The sequence below is a fragment of the Polaromonas sp. AER18D-145 genome, assembly GCF_002379095.1.
Classification (GTDB): domain Bacteria; phylum Pseudomonadota; class Gammaproteobacteria; order Burkholderiales; family Burkholderiaceae_C; genus Polaromonas.
Window position 1 is genome coordinate 277,096 of the sequence record NZ_NBZV01000001.1, and the last position, 22,209, is coordinate 299,304.

The following is a 22,209-nucleotide window of genomic DNA, read 5'->3' on the forward strand; positions in this document are numbered from 1 at the left end:
AGACTTAGGGCGCGGTTTTGGCTGCTGCGGGCGCGGAAGGGGCCTGGGCCCAGGCGGGCGCCTGCGTGAACTTCACGGCCGTGCCCTCGCGCAAGGCACCCACGGCGCCGGAAATGGCCACCGCGTTTTCCGCCAGCCCCTTGACGGCCACCAGGGTGCCCTGGCCCGCGTCTGTGGCACTGCTGCCGCGCAGGCCCATCTCCACCGGCTTGTGCACGACCTGGTTGTTGTCCACCACCTGCACATAAGGCGCGGGTTTGTCGGTGCGCACGGCGCTCAGCGGCACGGCCAGGGCCTGCATGCGCGTCGTGCCCAGCGTGCCCTGTGCAAACAGGCCCTGGCGCAGACCCAGGGGTGTGGCCGTGTTGTCGATGCCCAGGTACACCAGCACGCTGCGGCTGCCGCCCTGGGCGCTGGGGTTGATGCGTGCCACCGTCGCCTTGACGGTTTGCGCGCTGCCTTCTATCTGCAGCACGGCGCTCTGGCCGGGGCGCACCGTCAGCGCATCGGCCGCGCTCAGGCTGGCTTCCATTTCAAGCCGGCTCAGGTCGACAATTTCCAGCACCCGCACGTCCACCCCGAGGCGTTCACCGGGCTGGGCCAGGCGCTGCGCGACCTGGCCCGACAGGGGCGCGCGCAGTACCGTGTCGTCCAGCGATTTTCTGGCCACCTCGGCCGCGGCGAGGGCGGCCCGGTGGTTGGCTTTGGCCGCGTTGAGGTTGGCCAGCGAGGCGTCGAGCGCCGTTTTGGAAATGAAACCCTGGTTGACCAGGGCCTGGTTGTTGTCGTACTGCCGCTGCACGATGTCGATTTGTGCTTTGGCCGAATCGGCCTGCTCCTGCGCCTGCCGCATGCGCGACTGGTACTCGCTGGCGTCGATGCGTGCCAGCACCTGCCCGGCCTTGACGGTGTCGCCTTCCCGCACCGTCAGGCCCTGCAGTTCGCCGGCCACCCGCGTCTTGACGAAGGCCGAGTTGACGGCCTTGAGCGAACCCGACACCGGCAGGCCCTGGCTGATCTCCACGGTTTTGGCCTGGAACACGTCGGTGGCGGCCAGTTCGACCACGGTTTGCGCCTTGGCCGCCGTGGTGTCGGCCAGCGCCTGCTGCTGCTTTTTGCGTGCCGACAGCGTGCCCCACACGGCCGTGGCTAGCAGCAGCAACAGGACGAGGGCGATGGCCCATTTGATCCAGGGTTTCATTTTTTTGCCTTGGCAGTGACGGGCACCACGCAGATCCCGTGGAGGATGGTGTCGACCTGGGTGGCGATGTATTTCGTGGCGTTGCCCGGCAGGCTGGGGTCTGCGCAGGTGCCCGCGGAATGTTTGGCCAGAATCAGGAAAATCATGGGCGCAATCACGCTGTAGATGGCGTAGTCGAGGTCCATCGGCCGGAATTCGCCGCGGTCGATGCCGCGCTGCATGATGCGGCGAAACAGCGCCTGGCCGGGCAGGATGACTTCCTGTTGATAGAAAGCGGTGATTTCCGGAAAATTGCCGGCTTCGCTCATCATGAGTTTGGTGATGCCTGAGGCCCGGGTGGCGCCCACGCGCTCCCACCACACCGTCATGCAGTAGGCCAGCATCTCGGCGGTGGTGCCTTCAAAACGTTCGAACTCGTCGTTCCACTCCTTGAAGCGGCCCGAGATGTTTTCACGCACCACGGCCTTGAGCAGTTCTTCCTTGCTCTGGAAATACAGGAACAGCGTGCCCTTGGAAACGCCGGCGCGGGCGGCCACTTCTTCGGCGCGGGTCGCGGCAAAACCTTTTTCGACAAACAGGTCGAGCGCGGCGTCCAGCAGTTCGCCGGGGCGCGCTTCCTTGCGCCGCTCGCGTTTGGCCGAGAGCGTGGCGGTGGTATCGCTGAGGAATTTGGAGATGGACATGAGTTACTGACTGACTGGTTAGTAATGTAGTGCCTTGCTCCCGGTCCGTCAAGGGACCCGCCCACTTTATCCGGGCTCAGGCAGGTGAAGGTTCGGTAAAGCTTGCGGCAGATCAAGGCCGGGCAATGCGCAGGGCCAGCCACTCCTTGAGCACCAGCCGCGAAGCATCCAGCCCATCGGACGATGGCAGCCATTCCAGCACACCGTTGCGGCTGGGCAGCATGAAACCCATGGGCGCAGCGGTCACCGTGAAGCCGGCGCGCTCGAACGCCAGCACCGAACGCGGCATGTGCCAGGCATGGGTGACCAGCGCGATCCGCTGCACGCCGTCCTTATGCAGCAGCGGCCTGAGCAGGCTGGCGTTTTCGGCCGTGTCGCGCGAGCGGTCGTCGACCCAGCGCAGCTTCAGGCCATAGTCCTGCTCGGCCATGCGGCGTGCGACTTCGCCTTCCGAAAGGACTTGTGCGTCGGCCGCGCCCCAACCCATGCCGCCGGCAAACGCCACCGGCAGGCCGGTCTGGCGCGCCAGCCAGGCGCCGTAGCGCAGGCGCATGGCCGCGGCGGGGGAGGACTGCGCCTGGCCATACTCCGGCGCCACCGGATGCACGCCGCCGCCCAGCACCACAATGGCCTGCACACCGCTGCTTTTCAGCGCGGCCGCCGTCACCGGCGCATGCTGCTGCAGGATGGTCTGCGCCAGCCACACGGCGACCGCATGACAGCTCAGGAACCAGAGCAGGGCCACGCCGGCAAAGGCCAGCAGCAGGCCAGGCACCTTTTTGCGAATGGACAGCAGCAGGCCCAGCAGGGCCAGCAGCAGGGGCGCCGCGGGCGGCAGCACCAGCGTGGCGAGAATCGGCTTGAGTTCACCCAGTGACATCATTCAAAATGCTCTCAAATAAATAGCTGCTTGCGTAGGTACAGAAAGGGCTGGAGGCCAATTGGGTTCATCAACTTCAGGAAACAGGGGGCCGGGGTCGGGGGCAGGACGGCTAAAGGGTTTTCCGGTTTGCCGGATGATCAACGCCTGAATTCAATACCATTCGGTCAAGCCCGCACAAACAAGCCAGAACCGCCCATCGTAACCAAACAAGGATGATCACCCATGACCCCAGACCCATCGAACGGCACCAGCCTGCAGACCATCACGCTGGGCGGCGGCTGCTTCTGGTGCACCGAAGCGGTGTTTGTGCAGGTGCGCGGCATCGTGGACGTCGAGTCGGGCTACAGCAACGGCCATGTCAGCCAGCCCAGCTACGAACAGGTGTGCACCGGCACCACCGGCCACAACGAGGTCGTCAAGCTGGTCTATGACCCGGCACAGATCAGCCTGCGGGCCATTCTTGAAATTTTCTTCGTGATCCACGACCCGACCACGCTGAACCGCCAGGGCAACGACAGCGGCACGCAATACCGCAGCGGCATCTATTACTCGACGCCCCAGCAGAAGCAGGTCGCCGAGGACATGGTCAGCGCGCTGAACCGCGACAAGCTGTTCGGCAAGCCGGTGGTCACCGAGGTGCTGCCGGTGGCCAACTACTGGCCGGCCGAGGCGTACCACCAGGACTTCTTCGAGAAAAACCCCAACCAGGGCTACTGCATGGCGGTGGCCGGGCCCAAGGTCGCCAAATTCCGCAAGACGTTTTCGGAATACGCCAAAAGCTGAGGGTGGCCGCCGGGCGGCCCGAGGTCGTCGCGCGCTTGGCTCTGGCGCAAAGCACCAGGCGCTGCATGGCTGAGGCCGGACCGGCGCCGGTTCTGATGCCTGTTTTGATGCCAGTTCTGGTGCATGGCGCCCGCATCTGGTGCGAATCAATGCTGCGTGGTGCGGGGAAACCCTTGGTTTGCTTGACGGTGCAAATGTCCTATTGACAGAACAATAGGACTGTTCCTACTATCGGCCCATGTCACCCGCATTGCCCATGACGAAGTACCACCAGATTTATCTGGTGCTCCGCGAGCAGTTGCATGAAGGCCGGTTTGCCGACGGATTTCCCGGCGAGTTGGCGCTGATGCAGCAGTTCGGCGTGGCGCGCGTCACGGTGCGTCGGGCGCTGGAGCAGCTGGCGTCCGAGGGCTTGATCGCCCGCGAGCCGGGTCGTGGCACGCGGGCCCTGGACCTTGGCGCCTCGCCGGCCGCACCGCGCGGCCAGGCGGGGCAGCAGCGGGCCCAGCTCACCGGCCTGCTGGAAAACCTGGTCAGCATGGGGCTGAAAACCTCGGTCAACGTGCTGGAGGTGGAGCTTGTCACCGCGTCCGCCAGCGTCGCCACTGCCTTGCAACTCAAGCCGGGCGACCCGGTGCAGAAAGCGATCCGGGTGCGCAGTACAAGGGAAGGCCCGGTGTCCCACATCACGACGTATGTGCCGGCGGACATCGCCCGCAAGTTCGGGCGGCGCGAGCTGGCCAGAAAACCGATTCTCGTGCTGCTCGAAGAGTCCGGAGTCAAGGTCGGCCGTGCCCACCAGACCATTTCCGCGCGGCTGGCCGATGTCATGGTGGCCCAACATCTGGACGTCGCGGTTGGCTCGGCCCTGCTGGCCGTTCGCCGCCTGGTCTACGACGACCAGGACCGTCCGATTCAATGGCTGCATGGTTTGTACCGCCCGGACAGGTACGAGTATGAAATGCAGTTGTCGCGCGTTGGCAGCATCGATGCCAAGGTGTGGGTCAGCAAAGAGTTGTCCGCCAAGTTCCATTAATCCACTTCAGGAGAATGCCATGAGTACCCGTCGCCATTTCATGTCCCAGTCTGCCGCGGCCGCTTCGGCTCTGGCGTTTCCCCTGGTCGGGGGCGCGCAGCCCAAGACCATCAAGGTCGGTGTGCTGCACCCCGTCACCGGCGCGCTGGCTTATTCGGGCCAGCAGTGCCGCCTCGGCGCGCTGATGGCGATTGAGGACATCAACAAGGCGGGCGGCATCAAGTCCATGGGCGGCGCCAAGCTCGAGGCGCTGCTCGGTGACGCGCAGTCCCAGCCGCAGGCCGGTGTGGCCGAGGTCGAAAAGATGAATGAAGCGGGCGTGTCTGCCGTTGTCGGCGCCTTTGCCTCGGCGATCTGCCTGGCCACCACCCAGGCGGCCGCCAAATACAACCTGCCGCACGTGGTCGATGTCGGCGTGGCCGACCAGATCGTCGAGCGCGGCCTGAAGAACACCTTCCGCTTCGGCCCCGGCTACCGCAAGTGCGCCGAGACCGCCGTGGCCAACCTGCATGTGCTCAACACCGCCGCCGGCAAGCCGGCGAAGACCGTGATGATTGTTCACGAAGAGTCGCTGTTCGGCACCGGCACGGCCAACCTGCTGGCGCGCGAGCTGCCCGGCTACGGCTACGAGGTCAAGGAAGTGATCAAGCACGCGAACCCGACGCGCGACTTCAACAACATCGTGCTGCGCATGAAGGCGGTCAACCCCGACATCGTGATCCCGGCCAACTACTACAACGAGTACGCCCTGCTGGTGCGCACCATGCAGCAGCAAAAAGTCAGCCCAAAGGCGATTTATTCGGTGCTGGGCGGCGCGGCTTCGAGCTACAAGTTCGTCAAGGAGTTTCCGGACGCGGCCAACGGCATCATCGACTGCAACCACTGGTTCAACCCCAAGGACAAGCGCTCGGCCGAACTCAAGAAGCGGGTCGAGGCTCAGGGCCTGTTCTTCAGCTACGAGGTGTTCATGACCTACACCTCGATGCGCCTGCTGGCCGATGCCATCGACAAGGCCAAGTCAGCCGACCGCGCAGCCATCATCAACGCGCTGCAGAACAGCACTTTCTCCGACCACATCATGCCCTACGGTGCGACCAAATTCGTCAACGGACAGAACATGGGCGCCCAGCCGCTGATGACGCAGGTCCTGAAGAACGACATCAAGGTCATCATCCCGCGCGACTACCGCGAAGCCGATCCCCTGTTCCCGCTGCGGGCCTGAAAAAGCACCGTTCGCACCGAGCCTGCGCCAGCGCCTTCATGCGCCTGGCCAGGCCCGGCGCCCGCGGCTGTGCCACTTTCCTGTGTGACCCATGTTTGACCTCAGCATCCTTTTCCCCTCCCTGCTCAACGGCGTGACCACGGGCGCGGTCTACGCGCTGATCGCGCTGGGCCTGACCCTGATCTACGGTGTGCTGCACATCATCAATTTTGCCCACGGGGCGGCCCTGATGATCGCGCTGTATGCCGTCTACATGCTCAAGCAGCATCTGGGCATAGATCCCTACCTGGCGCTGCCGCTGGTGGTGCCCGGCATGTTTGTGCTCGGTTATGCCCTGCAGCGCCTGATCATCAACCGCGCCAGCCATGGCAAGGACGAAAACATCCTGCTCGTGACGCTGGGCCTGTCCATCATCCTGGAGAACGCGGCCCTGCTGTTCTTCAAGTCCGACACGCGCACGATAGACACGGCCTACACGCTGACCACCGTGGCCATCGGCCCGGCCATGATCGCGCTGCCCAAGCTAGTGGCCTTCGCCGGCGCGCTCGCGGTGTCCGGCCTGCTGCTGTGGATTGTCGGCAAGACCGATCTGGGCCGTGCCATCCGCGCGGTCGCCAAGGAAAAACACGGTGCCAAGCTCATGGGCATCGACGTCGACCATGTCTATGCCATGAGTTTCGGCATCGGCCTGGCCTGCCTGGGCGCTGCCGCCTGTTTCCTCTTGCCGGCCTACTACGTGAACCCGCAGGTGGGCAGCGGCTTTGTGCTCGTGTCCTTCACCATCGTGGTGCTCGGCGGCATGGGCAGCTTTGGCGGTGCCTTGCTCGGCGGCCTGCTGATCGGCGTGGTCGAGTCGCTGGGCGGTTTGTACCTCGGTGAGTCGCTCGGACAGATAGGCATTTTTGCCATCTTCATTGCGGTGCTGCTGTTTCGCCCGCAGGGCCTGTTTGGAGCCAAGGCATGACAAGCGGCATGAAAGACCTGACCGGCATTGTGCTGTTTGTTGCGCTGGTCGCCAGCATTCCGCTGGTGACCGATTCCGGCGTGATCCTGAACTTCGTGATGATGGCGCTGTATGCGGCCCTGCTGGCCCAGGCCTGGAACATCCTGGGCGGCTTTGGCGGGCAGTTCTCGTTTGGCCACGCGCTGTTCTTCGGCACCGGCGCCTACATCCAGGCCATCGCCCAGCTGCAGGGCGGGCTCAATGCCTGGATGGCCCTGGGCCTGGCAGTGGCCGGCAGCGCCGGTGTTGGTGTTTTTGTCGGCGCGCTGTCGTTTCGCTATGGCCTCAAGGGCTCGTATTTTGCGCTGGTGACGCTGGCCTTTGCCGAGGTGTTCCGCATTCTGGCCCTGTCCGTGCCCTTCACCGGCGCCGGCGTGGGCCTGATGCTGCCGCTGCAGGAGTCCTTTGTCAACATGCAGTTCGGCTCGCGCAAGGGCTATATCTACGTCGTGCTCGGTTTTGTTGCGGCCGCGCTGCTGGTGAGCTGGTGGCTCAAGAACTCGCGCTTTGGTGCCTACCTGCAGGCGGTGCGCGACAACGAGGACGCGGCGCGCGCGATTGGCGTCAGCCCCTTCGGCATCAAGCTCGGCGCGATTGCGCTGTCGGGTGGCTTCATGGGGGCGGGAGGCGCTTTTTATCTGCAGGTGTTCCAGTACATCGATCCCGGCATTGCCTACGGCGCCCACACCTCGGTGGAGGCGCTGGTCGCCGCCATCGTCGGTGGCCTGGGCACGCTCTGGGGCCCGGTGCTGGGCGCGCTGGTGCTGCATGTGCTGGCCGACATCACGCGCAACCTGTTCGGCGAGCTGCCCGGCATCAACATGGTGATTTATGGCGTGGTGCTGGTGGCGATCGTGATGTTCATGCCGCGTGGCATAGGCGGACTCGGCGCGACGGCCAGGTCGCTGTGGCGCGGGCGCGGACACAAGAAAGGAGGCCGCGGTGGCTGATTCCCTGCTCTCCATCCAGGGCCTGTCCCGATCCTTTGGCGGGCTGCAGGCCGTGCAGAACGTGAGCCTGGACGTTCCGCGGGGCAGCCTGACGGCCCTGATCGGCCCCAACGGTGCGGGCAAGACCACGCTGTTTGCGCTGATGTCCGGCTTTCTGAAACCCGACAGCGGCAGCGTGCTGTTCGACGGCCAGGACATCACCGGCCGCGCGCCGCACCTCAATGCGCGCCAGGGCATGACGCGCACCTTCCAGATCGTGCAGCCGTTTGCCACGCAGACCGTGCGCGAGAACATCGCTGTCGGTGCGCACCTGCATCTCAAGGACAGGCGCAGCGCGCTGAGCCAGGCCGAAGAGGTCGCCGCCCGCGTCGGTTTGACGGCCCTGCTCGACAAGCCCGCGTCCGACCTGACGGTGGCCGGCCGCAAGCGGCTTGAGCTCGCGCGGGCGCTCGCCACGCGGCCGCGCCTGCTGCTGCTCGACGAGGTGCTGGCCGGCCTGAACCCGCAGGAAATCGCCGAGATGATTCCCGTGGTGCGTGGTATTGCGCAAAGCGGCGTCACCGTGCTCATGATCGAGCATGTGATGCAGGCCGTCATGAACCTGGCAGAACATGTCTGGGTGCTGGCCCAGGGCCAGCTGATTGCGCAGGGCACGCCGGCGGTGGTCACCGCCGACGAAAAGGTGGTCGAAGCCTATCTGGGCCATGGCACGGCAGCGCGCCTGCGTGCCGGCGCCCTGGCGGCAACGGGAGGGGCCTCGTCATGAGCGCGTTATTGGAAATCCGCGGCTTGCGCGGTGGTTACGGCCAGGTGGAAGTGCTGCGCGGCGTGGACCTGACGGTCCAGGCCGGCGAAACCGTGGCGCTGCTGGGCAGCAACGGCGCCGGCAAGTCCACGCTGAACAACGTGATCTGCGGCATCTACCCGGCCTGGGCCGGCAGCGTGTTGTTCGACGGCCAGGACCTGAGCCGCGCGCATTACCGCGATGTGGTGAAAGCCGGCCTGATCCAGGTGCCGGAAGGGCGCAAGGTGTTCCCCAACCTCACCGTGCTGGAAAACCTCGAGCTCGGCTCCTTCACGCGTGCGCGTGAGCGCCGCGCCACCAACCTCGACAAGGTCTTCGGCATTTTCCCGCGCCTCAGGGAGCGCCTGCCGCAGCTGGCCGGCACCATGAGCGGCGGCGAGCAGCAGATGCTGGCGATCGGCCGTGGCCTGATGGCCGAACCGCGCCTCTTGATCCTTGACGAACCGTCACTGGGCCTGTCGCCGCTGCTGGTGGACGAGATGTTCGGCCTGATCCGCAAGCTGCGTGAGGACGGCCTGGCGGTGCTGCTGGTGGAGCAGAACGTCGGCCAGTCGCTGGAGATTGCCGACCGGGCCTATGTCATGGAAAACGGCGGCATCCGGTTTTCCGGCCAACCGGCGGACCTGCTCGGCAGCGACGAGTTGCGCCGTGCCTACCTGGGCCTTTGATCCCTGATGGAGTTTGATCATGAAACGTCGTGAAATTTTGCTTTCATCTGCTGCCCTGCTGGCGGCCGGAGTGTCTGCGCAAGCCCTGCCCACCCGCATCCTGGTCGGCGCGCCGGCCGGTGGCTCCACCGACACGCTGGCCCGCACGATGGCCACCGAACTGGGGCGCCTGCTCGGTAAAACTGTGATTGTTGAAAACCGACCCGGCGCCGGCGGCAATATCGCGGCCGAGGCCGTGGCCAAGGCCGCGCCCGATGGCAACACGCTGTTGATGAGTTTCACCAGCCACGCCATCAATGCCTCGCTGTACCCCTCACTGCCGTTTGACCCGATCCGCGACTTCACGCCGCTGACCTGCGTGGCGACCTCGCCCTCGGTGCTGGTGGCCCATCCCTCGGTGCCGGCCAAAGACGTGCGTGAGCTGATTGCACTGGCCAAGGCCAAACCGGGGCAGCTCAACTTCGCCATTGGTGCGGTGGGCTCTTCGCTGCATCTGGCGGGCGATCTGTTCAAGATGCAGTCGGGCGCTTTCATCGTGAACATTCCCTACCGTGGTACGGCGCCGGCGATCCAGGACGTGATCGCCGGTCAGGTCGAGCTGATGTTTGCCGCGATCGGCAACGCCCAGGCGCAGGTCAAGGCCGGCAAGCTCAAGGCGCTGGGCGTGACCAGCGCCAAACGCCTCCCTTCCTTCCCGGACGTGCCCGCCATTGCCGAGGTGCTGCCCGGTTACGAGTCGAGCGCCTGGTTCGGCCTGTTCGGCCCTGCGCGCATGGCCCCCGAGCTGTCCAAACGCATCAGCGATGCCGCGCGGCAGGCGATTGCCGCGCCCGAGGTGCGCCGCCGGCTCGATGCCGAAGGCGCGCAGGCTGTCGGCAATTCACCGGAAGAATTTTCGAAGTTCGTGCAGGGCGAAATCCAGCGCTGGGCCAGGGTGGTGAAGTTTTCAGGAGCCAAACCGGAATGAACACGCCAGCGCCTGCGCCGCAGACCCTCGCCCAAAAGCTGATTGCCCGGGCGGCCGGCCGTTCGTCGGTCTCGCCCGGCGACATCGTGACCTGCAAGGTCGATCTGGCGATGTTCCACGACTCGTCCGGTCCGCGCCGGCTCAAGCCCATGCTGGAAGAACTCGGCGCGCAGATCTGGGACAAGTCGCGTGTGGTGCTGGTGATGGACCATTACGTGCCGGAGCGTGACGACGAGTCGCGCAAGATCGTGCGCATTGCGCGCGACTGGGCGCGTGAGCAGGACCTGCCCCATGTTTACGACAGCCAGGGCATCTGCCATGTGGTGGTGGCCCAGCACGGCCACATCCGGCCCGGCATGTTCTGTGTCGGCGGCGATTCGCATTCGCCCACCGGCGGGGCGTTTGGCGCCTACATGTTCGGCATCGGCAGCACCGAGATGCTGGGCGTGGTGGTGACCGGCGAGATCTGGCTGCGCGTGCCGCAGACCCTGCAGATGCACTGGCGCGGCCGCCTGCAAAAAGGCGTGACCGCCAAGGACATGATGCTGCACATGATTGGCCGCTTCGGCATGAACGGCGGGCAGTACCAGGCGGTGGAGTTTGCCGGCCCCGCCGTCAAGGCGCTGGCCATGCAGGAGCGCATGACGCTGTCCAACATGAGCGCCGAACTCGGCGCGCAGGTCGGCCTGATTGCGCCCGACGAGGTCACCGCAGCGTGGCTGCAGGCCGCCGGTGCGCCGGCCAGCGAGCTTGGCGACCCGGGCCGCTGGCAGAGCGACGAAGGCGCCGCCATGACGCGTCACGAATTCGATGCCGGCGCGCTGGCGCCCTTTGTAGCCGCGCCGCACAGCCCGGCCAATGCCGATGTGGTGAGCCGCTACAGCGGCACCCCGGTGGACGTGGCCTACATCGGCGCCTGCACCGGCGCCAAACTCGACGACTTGCGCGCCGCCGCGGAAGTGCTGCGCGGCCAGCGCGTGGCGACCGGCGTGCGTCTGATGGTGGCGCCGGCCAGCCAGAAGGACCAGAACGCCGCGCGGGAAGAGGGCGTGCTGCAGGTGCTGCTCGATGCCGGCGCCGAGCTGTTTCCCACCGCCTGCGGCGCCTGCGCCGGTTATGGCGAGACCATCGGTGACAACACCACGGTGATCTCGAGCACGGCGCGCAACTTCAAGGGCCGCATGGGCTCGGCGACCGCGCAGGTCTACCTGGCCTCGCCCTACACCGTTGCCGCCTCGGCCTTGCGCGGCGTGATCACCGATCCGCGCGAGGTGCTGGCATGACGACGCCATCCGCAACCTCGCACCGTGTCTGGAAACTCGGTGCCGAGATCGACACCGATGTGCTCGCCCCCGGCCATGCCATGAAACACGGCATCGACAAGATCGCCACCTATTGCCTGGAATCCGTGCGTCCCGAATTCGCCAGCCAGGTGCGGCCGGGCGATGTGATCGTGGCCGGGCCCAACTTCGGCATCGGCTCCTCGCGTGAGCAGGCGGCCGCCGTGCTGGTCAAACTCGGTGTGGCGGCAGTGATTGCCCCGTCGTTCAGCGGCCTGTATTTCCGCAACGCCTTCAATGTCGGCCTGCTGCTGTTGACCTGCGCGCAGGCCGAGCGCATCGCTGACGGCGAAGCGATCAGCTTCGACGCGCGCCGCGGCGAGCTCGTGTCCGCGCAGGGCGAGCATCTGGCTTGCGAGCCCATCCCCGACTTCCTGCTCGAGATGGTCGAGGCCGGGGGCCTGCTCAATCAGCTCAAGCGCCGTCTGGCGAAGGAGTCAACCCGTGGCTGAGGACAACATGGGGCACACCGGGCAGCGCGAGGCGCTGCAGCGCGCGATCTCGCTGCGCGCGAGCCGGCCGGCAGCGGCACCGGTCGCGGCGCAGGCCAGGCGGATCTTTCTTGATACGCTGGGCTGCGCGCTCGCGGGTCGCGCGGCGGCCGAGGTGCAGGCGCTCGAGCGCCAGTCATCGGCGCGGGAGCCAGGGCGCTTTTTCCTGCCGGGCGGCCCGCCCTTGACGCTGGGCGCCGCCACGCAGGTGTTCGCGATGGCCGCGACCTGGCATGAGGCCTGCGAAGGCCACGCGCTGGCGCATGGCCGCCCCGGCGTGCCGGTGATCGCGGCGCTGCTGCCGCTGGCGCTGGCCCGTGGCGACAGTGTCGGCCGTTTCACGGACGCGCTGGTGCTCGGCTACGAGGTCGGCGCGCGCGCCGGCGCCTGGCTGCGCATACGTCCCGGCATGCATGTCGACGGCAACTGGCCGGCGCTCGGTGTGGCAGCGGCGGTGGCGCACCTTCTCGGGCTCGACGGCGCCGGCATCGTCCATGCGATAGACATCGCGGCCTGCCAGTTGCCGACCAGCCTCTACCTGCCGGTGCGCGCGGGCTGCAACGCGCGCAACACCTACCTCGGCCACAGCGCCGCGCTCGGTCTGGAAGCCGCCTTCGCGGCGCAGGCCGGCATAGACGGGCCGGCCGACGCGCTGCATTTTTATGCGCAGAATTTTTCTGCGCCAGCGGACACCGCACCTGCTCCCGCGCAAGACCTGATCCTCGACGCCTACCTCAAGCCGTTTGCGGCCGTGCGCCATGTGCATTACGGCGCGATGGCGGCGCGCGCCGCGCGCGAGGCGCTCGATGGCGACACGCAGCGCATCGAAAAAATCGTGCTGACGGTTTACCAGGAAGCCGTCACCTATTGCGGCAACCGCGCGCCGCGCACGCCTATCCAGGCGCAGTTCAGCCTGTCCTTCGGCATCGCGGCGATGCTGCGCTTCGGTGACATAGAGCCCGCGAGCTACGACGCGGACAGCTTCAACGATGTGGAGCTGCGGCGCCTCGAGGCACTGGTCGAGCTGCGCGTCGACGAGGACCTCACGCGCAGCGGGCAGCGCGGCGCCACGCTGGAGCTGCGTGCCGCTGGCCTGGACATAGAGCGCACGGTGGCGACCATAGACGGCGACCCGGACCAGCCGCTGGGCCCGGAACAGGTCGCGGCCAAGTTCATGCGTTATGCCGGTGCCAGCGTGCCGGCGGCGCGCTGCGAATGCTTCGTCGCCGCGCTTGCCGCGACCGAACGCGACAGCCCCCTGCGTTCGCTCTGGACCCTGCTGCACGACGAAGCCGCGCACTGAAGACCTTTCACTCAACCGAGAACCCATGATGAACCCAATCAAACTTCTGACTGTTGCGCTCTGCGCCTGCCTTTCCTTTGCCGCAGCGGCGCAGGCCGACAACTATCCGAGCCGGAGCATACGCATCGTGGTGCCCTTCCCGCCGGGCGGTGCCACCGATGCGGCAGCGCGCCTGGTCGCCACCAAAATGAGCGAAAAATGGGGCCAGCCCGTGGTCATCGACAACCGCGCCGGCGCCGGCGGAAACGTCGGCTCTGACATCGTCGCGAAGTCCGCGCCCGACGGTTACACGCTGGTCATGGGTGTGACCGGTTCGCACGCGATCAACATCTCGCTATACAGCAAGATGCCTTATGACCCGGTCGCCGATTTCGTCGCGATCAGCCAGGTTGCCGTGGTGCCCAACGTGGTCGTGGTCCATCCATCCGTGCCGGCCCGCACGCTGGCCGAACTCGTGGCCCTGGCCAAGCGCGAGCCCGGCAAGCTCAACTACGCCTCGCTCGGCAACGGCACGGCCGCGCACCTGGGCATGGAGTTGCTCAAGTCCGCCGCCGGCATCGACATCACCCATGTGCCTTACAAGGGCAGTGCACCAGCGGTGACCGACCTGCTGGCCGGTCAGGTGCAGGTCATGGTCGATGGCTTGCCGTCCGCGCTGCAACATGTGAAGGCCGGCAAGCTGCGCGCGATCGCGCTGACCAGCCTGCATCGCGCGCCGGCGCTGCCCGATCTGCCGACGATTGCCGAAACCTACCCGGGCTTTTATGCCGACGCCTGGTCCGGCCTGTTCGCGCCCAAGGGCACGCCAGCGGCGATCGTGAACCAGCTCTCGACCGAGGTGCAGCGCATCCTGCGCCTGCCCGACGTGCGTGAAAAACTCACCGCGCTGGGCGCCGAGCCGGTCGGCTCGACCCAGACCGAATTCGCCGCGCATGTGAAGCGCGAGATCGACAAATGGGCGCAGGTGGTCAAGACCAGCGGCGCCAAGGTGGACTGAAAAAATGAACGAACCAAGCAAGAACCCCGCGGCACCCGCCGCGATGGACCCCGTTACGCTGGCCGTCCTCAAGGGCCGGCTAGAGCAGATCGCCGACGAGATGGACGCTACGCTGTACCGCAGCGCTTTCAATCCGATCATTGCCGAGGCCCACGATGCTTGCCACGGCCTGTATGACGCCCGCTCGGGCGACACGCTGGTGCAGGGCAAGTCGGGTCTGCCGGTTTTTGTCGGCGCCATGGCCTTTGCCGTGCGCGCGGCAGCCCGGGTAGCGCGCGAGCGCAGCGCGCCCGGCGATCCGGCCGCCGGCATGGCCGACGGTGACACCTGGCTGTTCAACGACCCTTACGAGGGCGGCACCCATGCCAACGACTTCAAGCTGGTGCGACCTTTTTTCCGCGGCGGCAAGCTGTTCTGTTACCTGGCCTCGGCCGCGCACTGGCACGACGTGGGCGGCGCGGTGCCCGGCAACTACAACCCGGCCGCCACCGAATGCTGGCAGGAGGCGGTGCAGATCCCCCCGGTGCGCATCGTGCGTGCCGGCGCGCTCGACGCCGATGTGCTGGCCATCCTGCAGGCCAACACCCGCTTGCCCGACAGCCTCTGGGGTGACCTCAACGGCCAGCTCGCAGCGCTCGAGTTGGGCGTGCGCCGCCTGCACGGCCTGCTCGACGAGTATGGCGACGCGCTGGTGCTGCAGGCCATGGGGGAGCTGCGCGCACGCGCCGTCCGGCTGATGCGTTCGCACATCGCCTCGCTGCCCGATGGCCGCTATTCCTTCAGCGACATCCTGGACAACGACGGTGTCAAGGATGAGTCGCTGACGATTGCGCTGGACATGACGGTGCAGGGTGAGCGCATGACGCTCGATTTTTCGCGCACTTCGCCGCAGTGCGCCGGTCCGGTCAACATCTCGCGCGCCACGGCGATTGCCGCCTGCTATGTCGCGCTCAAACACCTGTTTCCCGACGTGCCGGCAAATGCCGGCGTGCTCGACGCGGTCGACTTCGTACTGCCCGACGGGCTGGTGATCAGCGCGGCGCGGCCCCGGCCCGTGGGTGGCTACACCGAGACCATCTTGCGCATGATTGATGTGATCTTCAGCGCGGCGGCGCAGGCTGATCCGACACGCGCCGTGGCCCAGGCCTACGGCACCATCAACGCGCTGTCGATCGCCGGGCACCGCACGGACGCTGCCCGCAAGGGCCAGCGCTGGGTGATGTTCAGCTTCTTCGGCGGCGGCCACGGTGGCCATTCGGGCGGCGACGGCCTGAGCCACGGCAATGCACCGATCTCCACCGCCACGATTCCGCCGCTCGAAATTCTGGAAGCGGCCTATCCGGTGCGTTTCACCGAGTGGTCGCTGCGCGCCGACTCCGGCGGCGACGGGCAGTACCGCGGCGGACTCGGCGCGAATTACGAAATCGAACTGCTGGAGCAGGCCGCCGAGGTCTTCATCTTCGGCGAACGCGGCAAGTCCGCGCCCAAGGGCATTGCAGGCGGCGGCGAGGCTGCGGTCAATGTCTTCAGCTACGAGAACAACAATGAATGGAAAACACCCCCGATGGTCTCGAAGATGGTCGGCATCAAGCTGAAAAAAGGCGAACGCGTGCGCTTGCAGACGCCGGGTGGCGGCGGTTACGGCGCACCTGCGGATCGCTTGCAGAGTTCGCGTGAACGCGATCTGGCGCTAGGTTACGTGACGGCAGGCGCCGCGAAGAAGGAGGGCGTATGAGCACGCCAGGCGGCCTGGTTGTCGGCGTCGATGTCGGTGGCACCTTCACCGATTTGTTTGTATTGGATGAAGCCAGCGGCAGCGCGCGCATTGTCAAAGTGCCTTCAACACGCGGCGAGGAAGCGCGCGGTTTCATGAACGGCGTGGCGCGTGTGGCCGATTCCGCGGCCAGCATTGCCACCATCGTGCATGGCACGACGGTGGGCACCAATGCGCTGCTCGAGCGCAAGGTGGCGCGCACCGGCATCATCACCACGCGCGGCTTTCGCGATGTACTCGAGATGCGCCGGCGCGACCGGCCCCAGACCTGGGGGCTGCGCGGCAGCTTCGAGCCCATCGTGCCGCGCGACCTGCGGCTCGAGGTCGATGAACGCGTGCTGGCCGACGGCAGCATCCACACCGCCGTGGATCTGGACCAGGTTCGCGCCCAGGCGCAAGCCCTGCTGGCCGCGGGCTGCGAGGCGGTCTGCGTCTTCTTCATCAACACCTACGCCAACCCGGCCAATGAACGCGCCGCCGTCGCCGCCGTGCGCGAGCTCTGGCCCAACGCCCATGTGACCGCCGCCAGCGAAGTGCTGCCGGAAATCCGGGAGTTCGAACGCTGCTCCACGGCCACGCTCAACGCCGCGCTGCAGCCGGTGGTCGGCAGCTACCTGACGCGCCTGGAGTCCGACCTGCGCGGCCAGGGCTTTGCCGGCGAGCTGCTGATTGTGCAGAGCAATGGCGGCGTGATGTCGCGCCAGACCGCCTGCGATGTGCCGGTGCGCACCGCGCTCTCTGGCCCGGCGGCTGGTGTGATTGCCTGCGCGGCGATTGCCCGCTCGGCCGGTTTCCCCAATGCCATCACCGGCGACATGGGGGGCACCTCGTTCGACGTGTCGCTGGTCGCCAAGGGTGAAGCGGCGCTGTCGGCGCAGACCTCCATCGACTTCGGCATGGTGGTGCGCTCGCCCATGATCCAGATCGAGACCATAGGCGCGGGCGGCGGCTCGATTGCGTCGGTCGATGCCAGCGGCATGCTGCAGATCGGCCCCGAGTCGGCCGGCAGCAACCCGGGCCCGGCCTGCTACGGCCGCGGCAACACGCGCCCGACGGTGACCGACGCCAACGTGCTGCTGGGCCGGATTGCCGCCGACCGTCCGCTGGGTGGCGGTCTGCTCGCGGCCATGGACGCCGGCAAGGCGCGCGCCGCGATCGAGCAACACGTGGCGCAGCCCCTGGGGCTGGACGTGATGGCTGCGGCCGAAGCGATTTTGACGGTGGCCAACGCCAAGATGGCCGGCGCGATCCGCGTGGTGTCCATCGAGCGCGGGCACGATCCGCGCAACTTTGCCTACATGCCGTTTGGCGGCGGTGGCGCGCTGCATGTGTGCGCCATGATGCGCGAAGTCGGCGTGACCACCGGCATCGTTCCGCGTTACCCCGGCGTTACTTCGGCGCTGGGCTGCGTGATGGCCGACATGCGGCACGATGCGGTGCAGACCCTGAACAAGGGCCTGGCCGAGCTCGACATCGCCGACCTGCGCCAGCGCATCACCACCGTCGCGGCGGCCTGCCAGCAACGGCTGGACTCGGCCGGCGTGCGTTTCTCCGAGGTGCAGGAAGTCATTGCGCTGGACATGCTGTATGCGGGCCAGACTCACACGGTGCAAGTGCCCTTGCCGGTGACGCAGGCGGAGCTGATCACGCTGGCGGTGATTCAAACCGCGTTTGAAGCGGCTTACCTCGCGGCGTTTGGCCGCGTGCTGGGCGGCATTGCGATCCGTGTGATGAACCTGCGCTATGCCCGCATCGGCGTGCGGCCCAAGTTCGACCTCGCGGTGCTGGCCCCCACGGGCGCCGGCTCGACGCAGCCTAGCGGCGAACAGCAAGTGTTCCACGCCGGGCGCTGGTGGGCGGCGGTGCGTTACCCGCGCCTCGACTTGCCGGTGGGTGTGCGCATCGATGGTCCGGCCATTCTCGAGCAGCCCGACACCACGGTCTGGCTGGAGCCTGGCTTTCACGCGACGGTCGACAGCTTTGGCAACCTGCTGGTCAAACCATCCTGACACCACGATGAAGACTTCACCGAAAAAAATCGCGCTGATCATCGTCGATCTGCAAAACGATTTCCTCGCGCCCACCGGCGCGTATGCGCGCGGCGGCGCCGTGAGCGCGCCTGCGCTGGCCTTGCCGCAGCGCGTGGCCGGCGTGGCGCGCGCGCTCAAGGCCGGCGGCGGCCTGGTGGCGGCCAGCCAGTTCACTCTCTGGCCCGATGCCCAGGGCGAGCCCATGGTCTCGCCGCATCTGCTGGCCCTGCGCCCGTTTCTGCGCCGCGGCGACTTCGCGCCCGGCAGCGCGGGCCAGGCCAACGTGGCCGAACTGCAGCCACTGATCGATGTCTCGGTCTGCAAGGTCGCCTACTCGGCGTTTTTCAACACCCAGCTCGACTGGGTGCTGCGCCATGCAGGCATTGATACCGTGGCCGTCTGCGGCATCGTCACCAACGGTGGCGTGGCCAGCACGGTGCGTGATGCCCACATGCGCGAGTACCACACCATCGTGCTGGGCGACGGCTGCGCGGCCTTCAAGCCCGAAGTCCATGCGACGGCGCTGGCCGACATGGGCACGATCGCGCAGGTCATGCGCTGTGACGAGTTCATCGCCTCCCTGACATGACATTGCCGCCACGCTCTCTGTTTTCCGTTCGTCCTGAGCTTGTCGAAGGATGGGGCGGACGGGCGGTACTGACATGAGTGCACCCGTGAGCCACCGCGCCGGGCGCATGGACGCACCGGTCCATGTGCCGGTCGCCATTGTGGGCGCAGGCGCTTGCGGTTTGACGGCGGCGCTGATGTTGCGTGATGCCGGCGTCGATTGCGTGGTGCTCGAGCGCGACGCCGTGCCCAGCGGCTCGACCGCGCTGTCCTCGGGCTTTGTGCCAGCACCCAACACGCGCGTGCAGAAGTCCAAAAACATTGACGACAGCCCGCAGCGTTTTGCGGCCGACATCCAGGCCAAGGCCCATGGCACGGCGGCCCCGCAGCTGGCCACGGCTTATGCCGAGGCGATCGGCCCGGCGATCGACGCCTTGCAGGCCCGGCACGGGCTGGACTTTGTGCTGCTCGATGATTTTCTCTACCCCGGCCACAGCCGGCACCGCATGCACGCCGTGCCCGAAAAAACCGGCGCCGGCCTGATGGCGCGCCTGCAGCAGGCCGCTGAAACGGCAGACGTGCCCATCGTGACCCGCGCGCTGGTGCGCGAGCTCTGGCTCAATGACCGCGATGAAGTTTTGGGTGTCGCTTACGAGCGGCCTGACGGCACGCTGGAGCAGCTGTCCTGCGACGCATTGATCCTGGCCTGCAACGGCTTTGGCGGCAACGCGGCCATGGTGCAGCAGCTTTTGCCCGAGATGAAGGACGCCACTTTTGCCGGCCACACCGGCAACGACGGCAGCGCCATCACCTGGGGCCGCGCGCTGGGCGCGCGCCTGGCCGACCTCGGTGGCTACCAGGGCCACGGCTCCTGGGCCGTGCCGCAGGGCGCGCTGGTCTCGTGGGCGCTGATGATGGAGGGCGCGGTGCAGATCAATACGCTGGGCCGGCGTTTTCACGACGAAACCGGCGGTTATTCGGAAGCCGCCGTGCAGGTGTTGGCGCAGCCCGGCAGCGTGGCCTGGAATGTGTTCGACGAGGCCTTGCTCACGTTCGCGCGCAGCTTTCCCGATTTTCGCGAGGCCGAGGCCGCCGGTGCGCTCAGGCGCTGCGATAACGAGGCGGCGCTGGCCGCGCTGATCGGCTGCGATGCCGGCGCCTTGTACGCCACGCTGGCGGCTGTGGCACCTGGCGCCGCGGCGCCCGACGGCCGCGTCTTCAAGCGCGCGCTGCAAGCACCTTTCTACGCCGTCAAGGTGACAGGCGCACTGTTTCACACCCAGGGCGGGCTCGACATCGACGCCCAGTGCCACGTGTTGCACGAAGACGCCAGCCCTTTCACCAACCTGCTGGCCGCCGGGGGCGCCGCGCGCGGTGTCTCGGGCAACGCGGTCTGGGGTTACCTCTCGGGCAACGGCCTGCTCAGCGCCATCGCGGGCGGCTACATCGCCGCGCGCAGCGCGGCCACGCTACTGGAAACCAAGCCATGAACCCAAGCCTTTCATTGAAGCAGCGCCTGGCGCAAGCCCAGGCCGTGCTGGCCCCTGGCGTCTACGACGCGCTCAGCGCGCTGGTGGCCGAGCAGGCCGGCTTCGAGGCGCTCTATTTGTCAGGCGCGTCGATCGCCTACACGCGCCTGGGCCGCTCCGACGTGGGCTTGACGACCTTCACCGAGGTGGCCGATACGCTGGCCCGCATCACTGAGCGAGTCAACCTGCCGGTCATCGTCGACGCCGACACCGGCTTTGGCAACGCGCTCAATGTCATGCGCACCGTCCGGGGCTTCGAGCGCGCCGGCGCGGCCATGATCCAGCTCGAAGACCAGACCTTTCCCAAACGTTGCGGCCACCTGGACGGCAAGGCCGTGGTGCCGGTGCAGGAGATGGTCGGCAAGCTCAAGGCCGCGCTCGATGCCCGCGCCAGTGCGGACACGCTGATCCTGGCACGCACCGACGCGATCGCGGTCGAGGGCCTGGACGCCGCGCTGGAGCGCGCCGAGCGATATTTTGAGTGCGGCGTCGATGCCCTGTTCATCGAGGCCCTGCGCACGCCCGAGCAGATGGACACGGCCTGCGCGCGCTTTGCCCAGCGCATTCCCATGCTGGCCAACATGGTCGAAGGCGGCAAGACTCCGGTGCAAAGCGCCACCGAACTCGGCGCGCGCGGTTTCCGCATCGTCATTTTCCCGGGCGGCACCGTGCGCGCCGTGACCCACACGCTGCAGGGCTACTACGCGAGCCTGCACCAGCACCAGACCACCGCGCCGTGGCAGAAGCAGATGCTGGATTTTGAGGGGCTCAATCAGGTCATAGGCACGGACGAGCTGATGGCGGACGGCAAGCGCTACGAGTAGCAAGCCGCGTGGCTCCTGCGGCGGATTCTGGGCTGCCATCCCCTCCAATGGCTGTCATCCCGGACTCGATCCGGGATCCATGCTTTTATGGCGCCCAGCACCGGAGAACCGTACCAGGCTTGGGTCGAGAAAATGCTCCTGATTTGGTAGCTGTCATCGCCCGTGTTTGTTAGGCTAGATGCCTTTTTTGTCTGAAATCAGCCCCGATGCCGCGCCATGTAAAACCACTCCTGCCCCGGCTCGGCGCGCGGGTTGGGAAACACCACAAAGCCGTCGTGCGGCGCCTTCACTTCCACGCCGCTGTGGCGCATGCCGATCAGCTCGCCGGCTTTCACCGCGTCAAAACTGCGCCACTCGCGGCTGAACTTGTCGCCCGCGTGTTCGCGGTCCGTCACATCGACCAGGCGCAGGATTTCGCGCTCGGCCGGCACCGGCGCCAGCGGCACGGATGCCATGCCCAGCAGCGCCAGCGTTTGCAAAATCGCGTGGCGCGCCACCTGCACGCCCTGCGGGTCGTCGTGTTGTCCGCACTCCAGCGTCACGCCGTAGCCGCCGCGTGAACGCATGTACTCCGTCGTGCCCACGCCGTAGTTGGGGTTGGTCACCAGCGTCTGGGCGCGGGCCGAGCCTGCAGGTACCGGTGCTGCCGCACGGCGCTGAACGCCACGTGCATAAGTGTCCAGCCAGCCTTCGACAATGCGCGCCGCGCCGGTGCACAGGGCCAGTTGCATTTCTGCTTCGGCCTGGCTGAAAGGTTCCAGCGTGCCGCTGTTGTTCTGCGGGCCGATCATCACAAACGGTGCACCGCCGGTGTGGAAGGAATGCAGGTCCAGCAACACATCGTGCGTATCCAGCAGCGGGCACAGCACATTGGCAATGCGGTCTTCAAAATCCTGCGGAATCGCACTCGGCGCCATGTTGCGGTTCAGGTTGCGGTCGCCGGTGCGCTGCTTGAGCTGGTAAGCCAGCGGGTTGGTGACGGGCACAAAGGTGACCGTGCCGCGTTCGATGCTGAGCTGCCCGTTGTCGATGTCCTGCAGCAGTTGCGTGATGGCCTTGGCGCCGCAGACTTCATCGCCGTGGACGGCGCCCAGCACCAGCAACTTCGGGCCGGGGGCGAGGCCATGGAAGCTGTGAGTGGGGAGGTGGGTGG

General features: G+C 66.7%; 21 protein-coding genes. 17 read left to right on the forward strand and 4 right to left on the reverse strand.

Going from position 1 to position 22,209, the window contains the following annotated elements:
• Positions 1-4 precede the first annotated feature (4 nt).
• The 3 genes from B7G52_RS01365 to B7G52_RS01375 all read right to left on the reverse strand — a co-directional run bounded on the left by B7G52_RS01365 (position 5) and on the right by B7G52_RS01375 (position 2,767).
• Positions 5-1,201 carry an efflux RND transporter periplasmic adaptor subunit gene (locus tag B7G52_RS01365; RefSeq protein ID WP_096695622.1) on the reverse strand — a complete coding sequence of 399 codons (1,197 nt, stop codon included), beginning with the start codon at positions 1,199-1,201 and terminating at the stop codon, positions 5-7.
• Positions 1,198-1,884 carry a TetR/AcrR family transcriptional regulator gene (locus tag B7G52_RS01370; RefSeq protein ID WP_096695623.1) on the reverse strand — a complete coding sequence of 229 codons (687 nt, stop codon included), beginning with the start codon at positions 1,882-1,884 and terminating at the stop codon, positions 1,198-1,200. Before B7G52_RS01370 ends, B7G52_RS01365 begins: the two co-directional genes overlap by 4 nt.
• A gap of 112 nt (positions 1,885-1,996) precedes the next feature.
• Positions 1,997-2,767: a YdcF family protein gene (locus B7G52_RS01375; protein ID WP_240523274.1), complete on the reverse strand. Its 771-nt coding sequence runs from the start codon at positions 2,765-2,767 to the stop codon at positions 1,997-1,999.
• 222 nt (positions 2,768-2,989) lie between these two features.
• Between B7G52_RS01375 and msrA the strand changes: the two genes are divergently transcribed.
• The 17 genes from msrA to B7G52_RS01460 all read left to right on the forward strand — a co-directional run bounded on the left by msrA (position 2,990) and on the right by B7G52_RS01460 (position 21,056).
• Positions 2,990-3,550 carry a peptide-methionine (S)-S-oxide reductase MsrA gene (msrA, locus tag B7G52_RS01380; protein WP_096695624.1) on the forward strand — a complete coding sequence of 187 codons (561 nt, stop codon included), beginning with the start codon at positions 2,990-2,992 and terminating at the stop codon, positions 3,548-3,550.
• Between the two features lie 238 nt (positions 3,551-3,788).
• Complete coding sequence (locus B7G52_RS01385; RefSeq protein ID WP_170954651.1) at positions 3,789-4,586, forward strand: GntR family transcriptional regulator; 798 nt, start codon at positions 3,789-3,791, stop codon at positions 4,584-4,586.
• Positions 4,587-4,605: 19 nt separating this feature from the next.
• The gene (locus B7G52_RS01390; protein WP_096663758.1) at positions 4,606-5,808 is read left to right on the forward strand and encodes an ABC transporter substrate-binding protein; all 1,203 of its coding nucleotides are present in this window, start codon (positions 4,606-4,608) and stop codon (positions 5,806-5,808) included.
• Positions 5,809-5,899: 91 nt separating this feature from the next.
• Positions 5,900-6,772: a branched-chain amino acid ABC transporter permease gene (locus tag B7G52_RS01395; RefSeq protein WP_096695625.1), complete on the forward strand. Its 873-nt coding sequence runs from the start codon at positions 5,900-5,902 to the stop codon at positions 6,770-6,772.
• Entirely contained in the window at positions 6,769-7,761 is a 993-nt protein-coding gene (locus tag B7G52_RS01400) for a branched-chain amino acid ABC transporter permease (RefSeq protein ID WP_170954652.1), read from the forward strand. The genes B7G52_RS01395 and B7G52_RS01400 overlap by 4 nt, the downstream gene beginning before the upstream one ends.
• A complete protein-coding gene (locus tag B7G52_RS01405) occupies positions 7,754-8,527 on the forward strand; it encodes an ABC transporter ATP-binding protein (RefSeq protein ID WP_096695627.1) in 774 nt (257 codons plus the stop codon). Before B7G52_RS01400 ends, B7G52_RS01405 begins: the two co-directional genes overlap by 8 nt.
• Positions 8,524-9,234: an ABC transporter ATP-binding protein gene (locus B7G52_RS01410; RefSeq protein WP_096695628.1), complete on the forward strand. Its 711-nt coding sequence runs from the start codon at positions 8,524-8,526 to the stop codon at positions 9,232-9,234. Before B7G52_RS01405 ends, B7G52_RS01410 begins: the two co-directional genes overlap by 4 nt.
• Before the next feature lie 19 nt (positions 9,235-9,253).
• Positions 9,254-10,201, forward strand: coding sequence for a tripartite tricarboxylate transporter substrate binding protein (locus B7G52_RS01415; protein ID WP_096695679.1), 948 nt, complete (start codon positions 9,254-9,256; stop codon positions 10,199-10,201).
• Positions 10,198-11,484 carry a 3-isopropylmalate dehydratase large subunit gene (locus B7G52_RS01420; RefSeq protein ID WP_096695629.1) on the forward strand — a complete coding sequence of 429 codons (1,287 nt, stop codon included), beginning with the start codon at positions 10,198-10,200 and terminating at the stop codon, positions 11,482-11,484. The genes B7G52_RS01415 and B7G52_RS01420 overlap by 4 nt, the downstream gene beginning before the upstream one ends.
• A complete protein-coding gene (locus B7G52_RS01425) occupies positions 11,481-11,993 on the forward strand; it encodes a 3-isopropylmalate dehydratase (protein ID WP_096695630.1) in 513 nt (170 codons plus the stop codon). Before B7G52_RS01420 ends, B7G52_RS01425 begins: the two co-directional genes overlap by 4 nt.
• Positions 11,986-13,335 carry an MmgE/PrpD family protein gene (locus B7G52_RS01430; protein WP_240523275.1) on the forward strand — a complete coding sequence of 450 codons (1,350 nt, stop codon included), beginning with the start codon at positions 11,986-11,988 and terminating at the stop codon, positions 13,333-13,335. Before B7G52_RS01425 ends, B7G52_RS01430 begins: the two co-directional genes overlap by 8 nt.
• 25 nt (positions 13,336-13,360) lie before the next feature.
• Positions 13,361-14,332: a tripartite tricarboxylate transporter substrate binding protein gene (locus B7G52_RS01435; RefSeq protein ID WP_096695631.1), complete on the forward strand. Its 972-nt coding sequence runs from the start codon at positions 13,361-13,363 to the stop codon at positions 14,330-14,332.
• Between the two features lie 4 nt (positions 14,333-14,336).
• Positions 14,337-16,067, forward strand: a complete 1,731-nt coding sequence (locus tag B7G52_RS01440) for a hydantoinase B/oxoprolinase family protein (RefSeq protein WP_096695632.1) — start codon at positions 14,337-14,339, stop codon at positions 16,065-16,067.
• Positions 16,064-18,115, forward strand: a complete 2,052-nt coding sequence (locus B7G52_RS01445) for a hydantoinase/oxoprolinase family protein (RefSeq protein ID WP_096695633.1) — start codon at positions 16,064-16,066, stop codon at positions 18,113-18,115. Before B7G52_RS01440 ends, B7G52_RS01445 begins: the two co-directional genes overlap by 4 nt.
• A gap of 7 nt (positions 18,116-18,122) precedes the next feature.
• Positions 18,123-18,725, forward strand: a complete 603-nt coding sequence (locus B7G52_RS01450; RefSeq protein WP_096695634.1) for a cysteine hydrolase family protein — start codon at positions 18,123-18,125, stop codon at positions 18,723-18,725.
• Positions 18,726-18,798: 73 nt separating this feature from the next.
• Positions 18,799-20,193, forward strand: a complete 1,395-nt coding sequence (locus tag B7G52_RS01455; protein WP_096695635.1) for an FAD-dependent oxidoreductase — start codon at positions 18,799-18,801, stop codon at positions 20,191-20,193.
• Positions 20,190-21,056, forward strand: a complete 867-nt coding sequence (locus tag B7G52_RS01460) for an oxaloacetate decarboxylase (protein ID WP_096695636.1) — start codon at positions 20,190-20,192, stop codon at positions 21,054-21,056. Before B7G52_RS01455 ends, B7G52_RS01460 begins: the two co-directional genes overlap by 4 nt.
• Positions 21,057-21,253: 197 nt before the next feature.
• Here the strand turns inward: B7G52_RS01460 and B7G52_RS01465 are convergent.
• Positions 21,254-22,209, reverse strand: a 956-nt coding sequence (locus B7G52_RS01465) for a succinylglutamate desuccinylase/aspartoacylase family protein (protein ID WP_096695683.1), incomplete at its 5' end; no start/stop codon positions are given.

Bases quoted from the DNA above. Each gene is read 5' to 3' on its own strand.
- B7G52_RS01435 (WP_096695631.1), top strand. From the start codon at position 13,361: ATGATGAACCCAATCAAACTTCTGACTGTTGCGCTCTGCGCCTGCCTT.
- B7G52_RS01395 (WP_096695625.1), top strand. From the start codon at position 5,900: ATGTTTGACCTCAGCATCCTTTTCCCCTCCCTGCTCAACGGCGTGACC.
- B7G52_RS01415 (WP_096695679.1), top strand. From the start codon at position 9,254: ATGAAACGTCGTGAAATTTTGCTTTCATCTGCTGCCCTGCTGGCGGCC.
- B7G52_RS01460 (WP_096695636.1), top strand. From the start codon at position 20,190: ATGAACCCAAGCCTTTCATTGAAGCAGCGCCTGGCGCAAGCCCAGGCC.
- B7G52_RS01370 (WP_096695623.1), bottom strand. From the start codon at position 1,884: ATGTCCATCTCCAAATTCCTCAGCGATACCACCGCCACGCTCTCGGCC.
- B7G52_RS01410 (WP_096695628.1), top strand. From the start codon at position 8,524: ATGAGCGCGTTATTGGAAATCCGCGGCTTGCGCGGTGGTTACGGCCAG.
- msrA (WP_096695624.1), top strand. From the start codon at position 2,990: ATGACCCCAGACCCATCGAACGGCACCAGCCTGCAGACCATCACGCTG.
- B7G52_RS01365 (WP_096695622.1), bottom strand. From the start codon at position 1,201: ATGAAACCCTGGATCAAATGGGCCATCGCCCTCGTCCTGTTGCTGCTG.
- B7G52_RS01425 (WP_096695630.1), top strand. From the start codon at position 11,481: ATGACGACGCCATCCGCAACCTCGCACCGTGTCTGGAAACTCGGTGCC.
- B7G52_RS01375 (WP_240523274.1), bottom strand. From the start codon at position 2,767: ATGATGTCACTGGGTGAACTCAAGCCGATTCTCGCCACGCTGGTGCTG.
- B7G52_RS01400 (WP_170954652.1), top strand. From the start codon at position 6,769: ATGACAAGCGGCATGAAAGACCTGACCGGCATTGTGCTGTTTGTTGCG.
- B7G52_RS01390 (WP_096663758.1), top strand. From the start codon at position 4,606: ATGAGTACCCGTCGCCATTTCATGTCCCAGTCTGCCGCGGCCGCTTCG.
- B7G52_RS01445 (WP_096695633.1), top strand. From the start codon at position 16,064: ATGAGCACGCCAGGCGGCCTGGTTGTCGGCGTCGATGTCGGTGGCACC.
- B7G52_RS01440 (WP_096695632.1), top strand. From the start codon at position 14,337: ATGAACGAACCAAGCAAGAACCCCGCGGCACCCGCCGCGATGGACCCC.
- B7G52_RS01455 (WP_096695635.1), top strand. From the start codon at position 18,799: ATGAGTGCACCCGTGAGCCACCGCGCCGGGCGCATGGACGCACCGGTC.
- B7G52_RS01450 (WP_096695634.1), top strand. From the start codon at position 18,123: ATGAAGACTTCACCGAAAAAAATCGCGCTGATCATCGTCGATCTGCAA.
- B7G52_RS01420 (WP_096695629.1), top strand. From the start codon at position 10,198: ATGAACACGCCAGCGCCTGCGCCGCAGACCCTCGCCCAAAAGCTGATT.
- B7G52_RS01385 (WP_170954651.1), top strand. From the start codon at position 3,789: ATGTCACCCGCATTGCCCATGACGAAGTACCACCAGATTTATCTGGTG.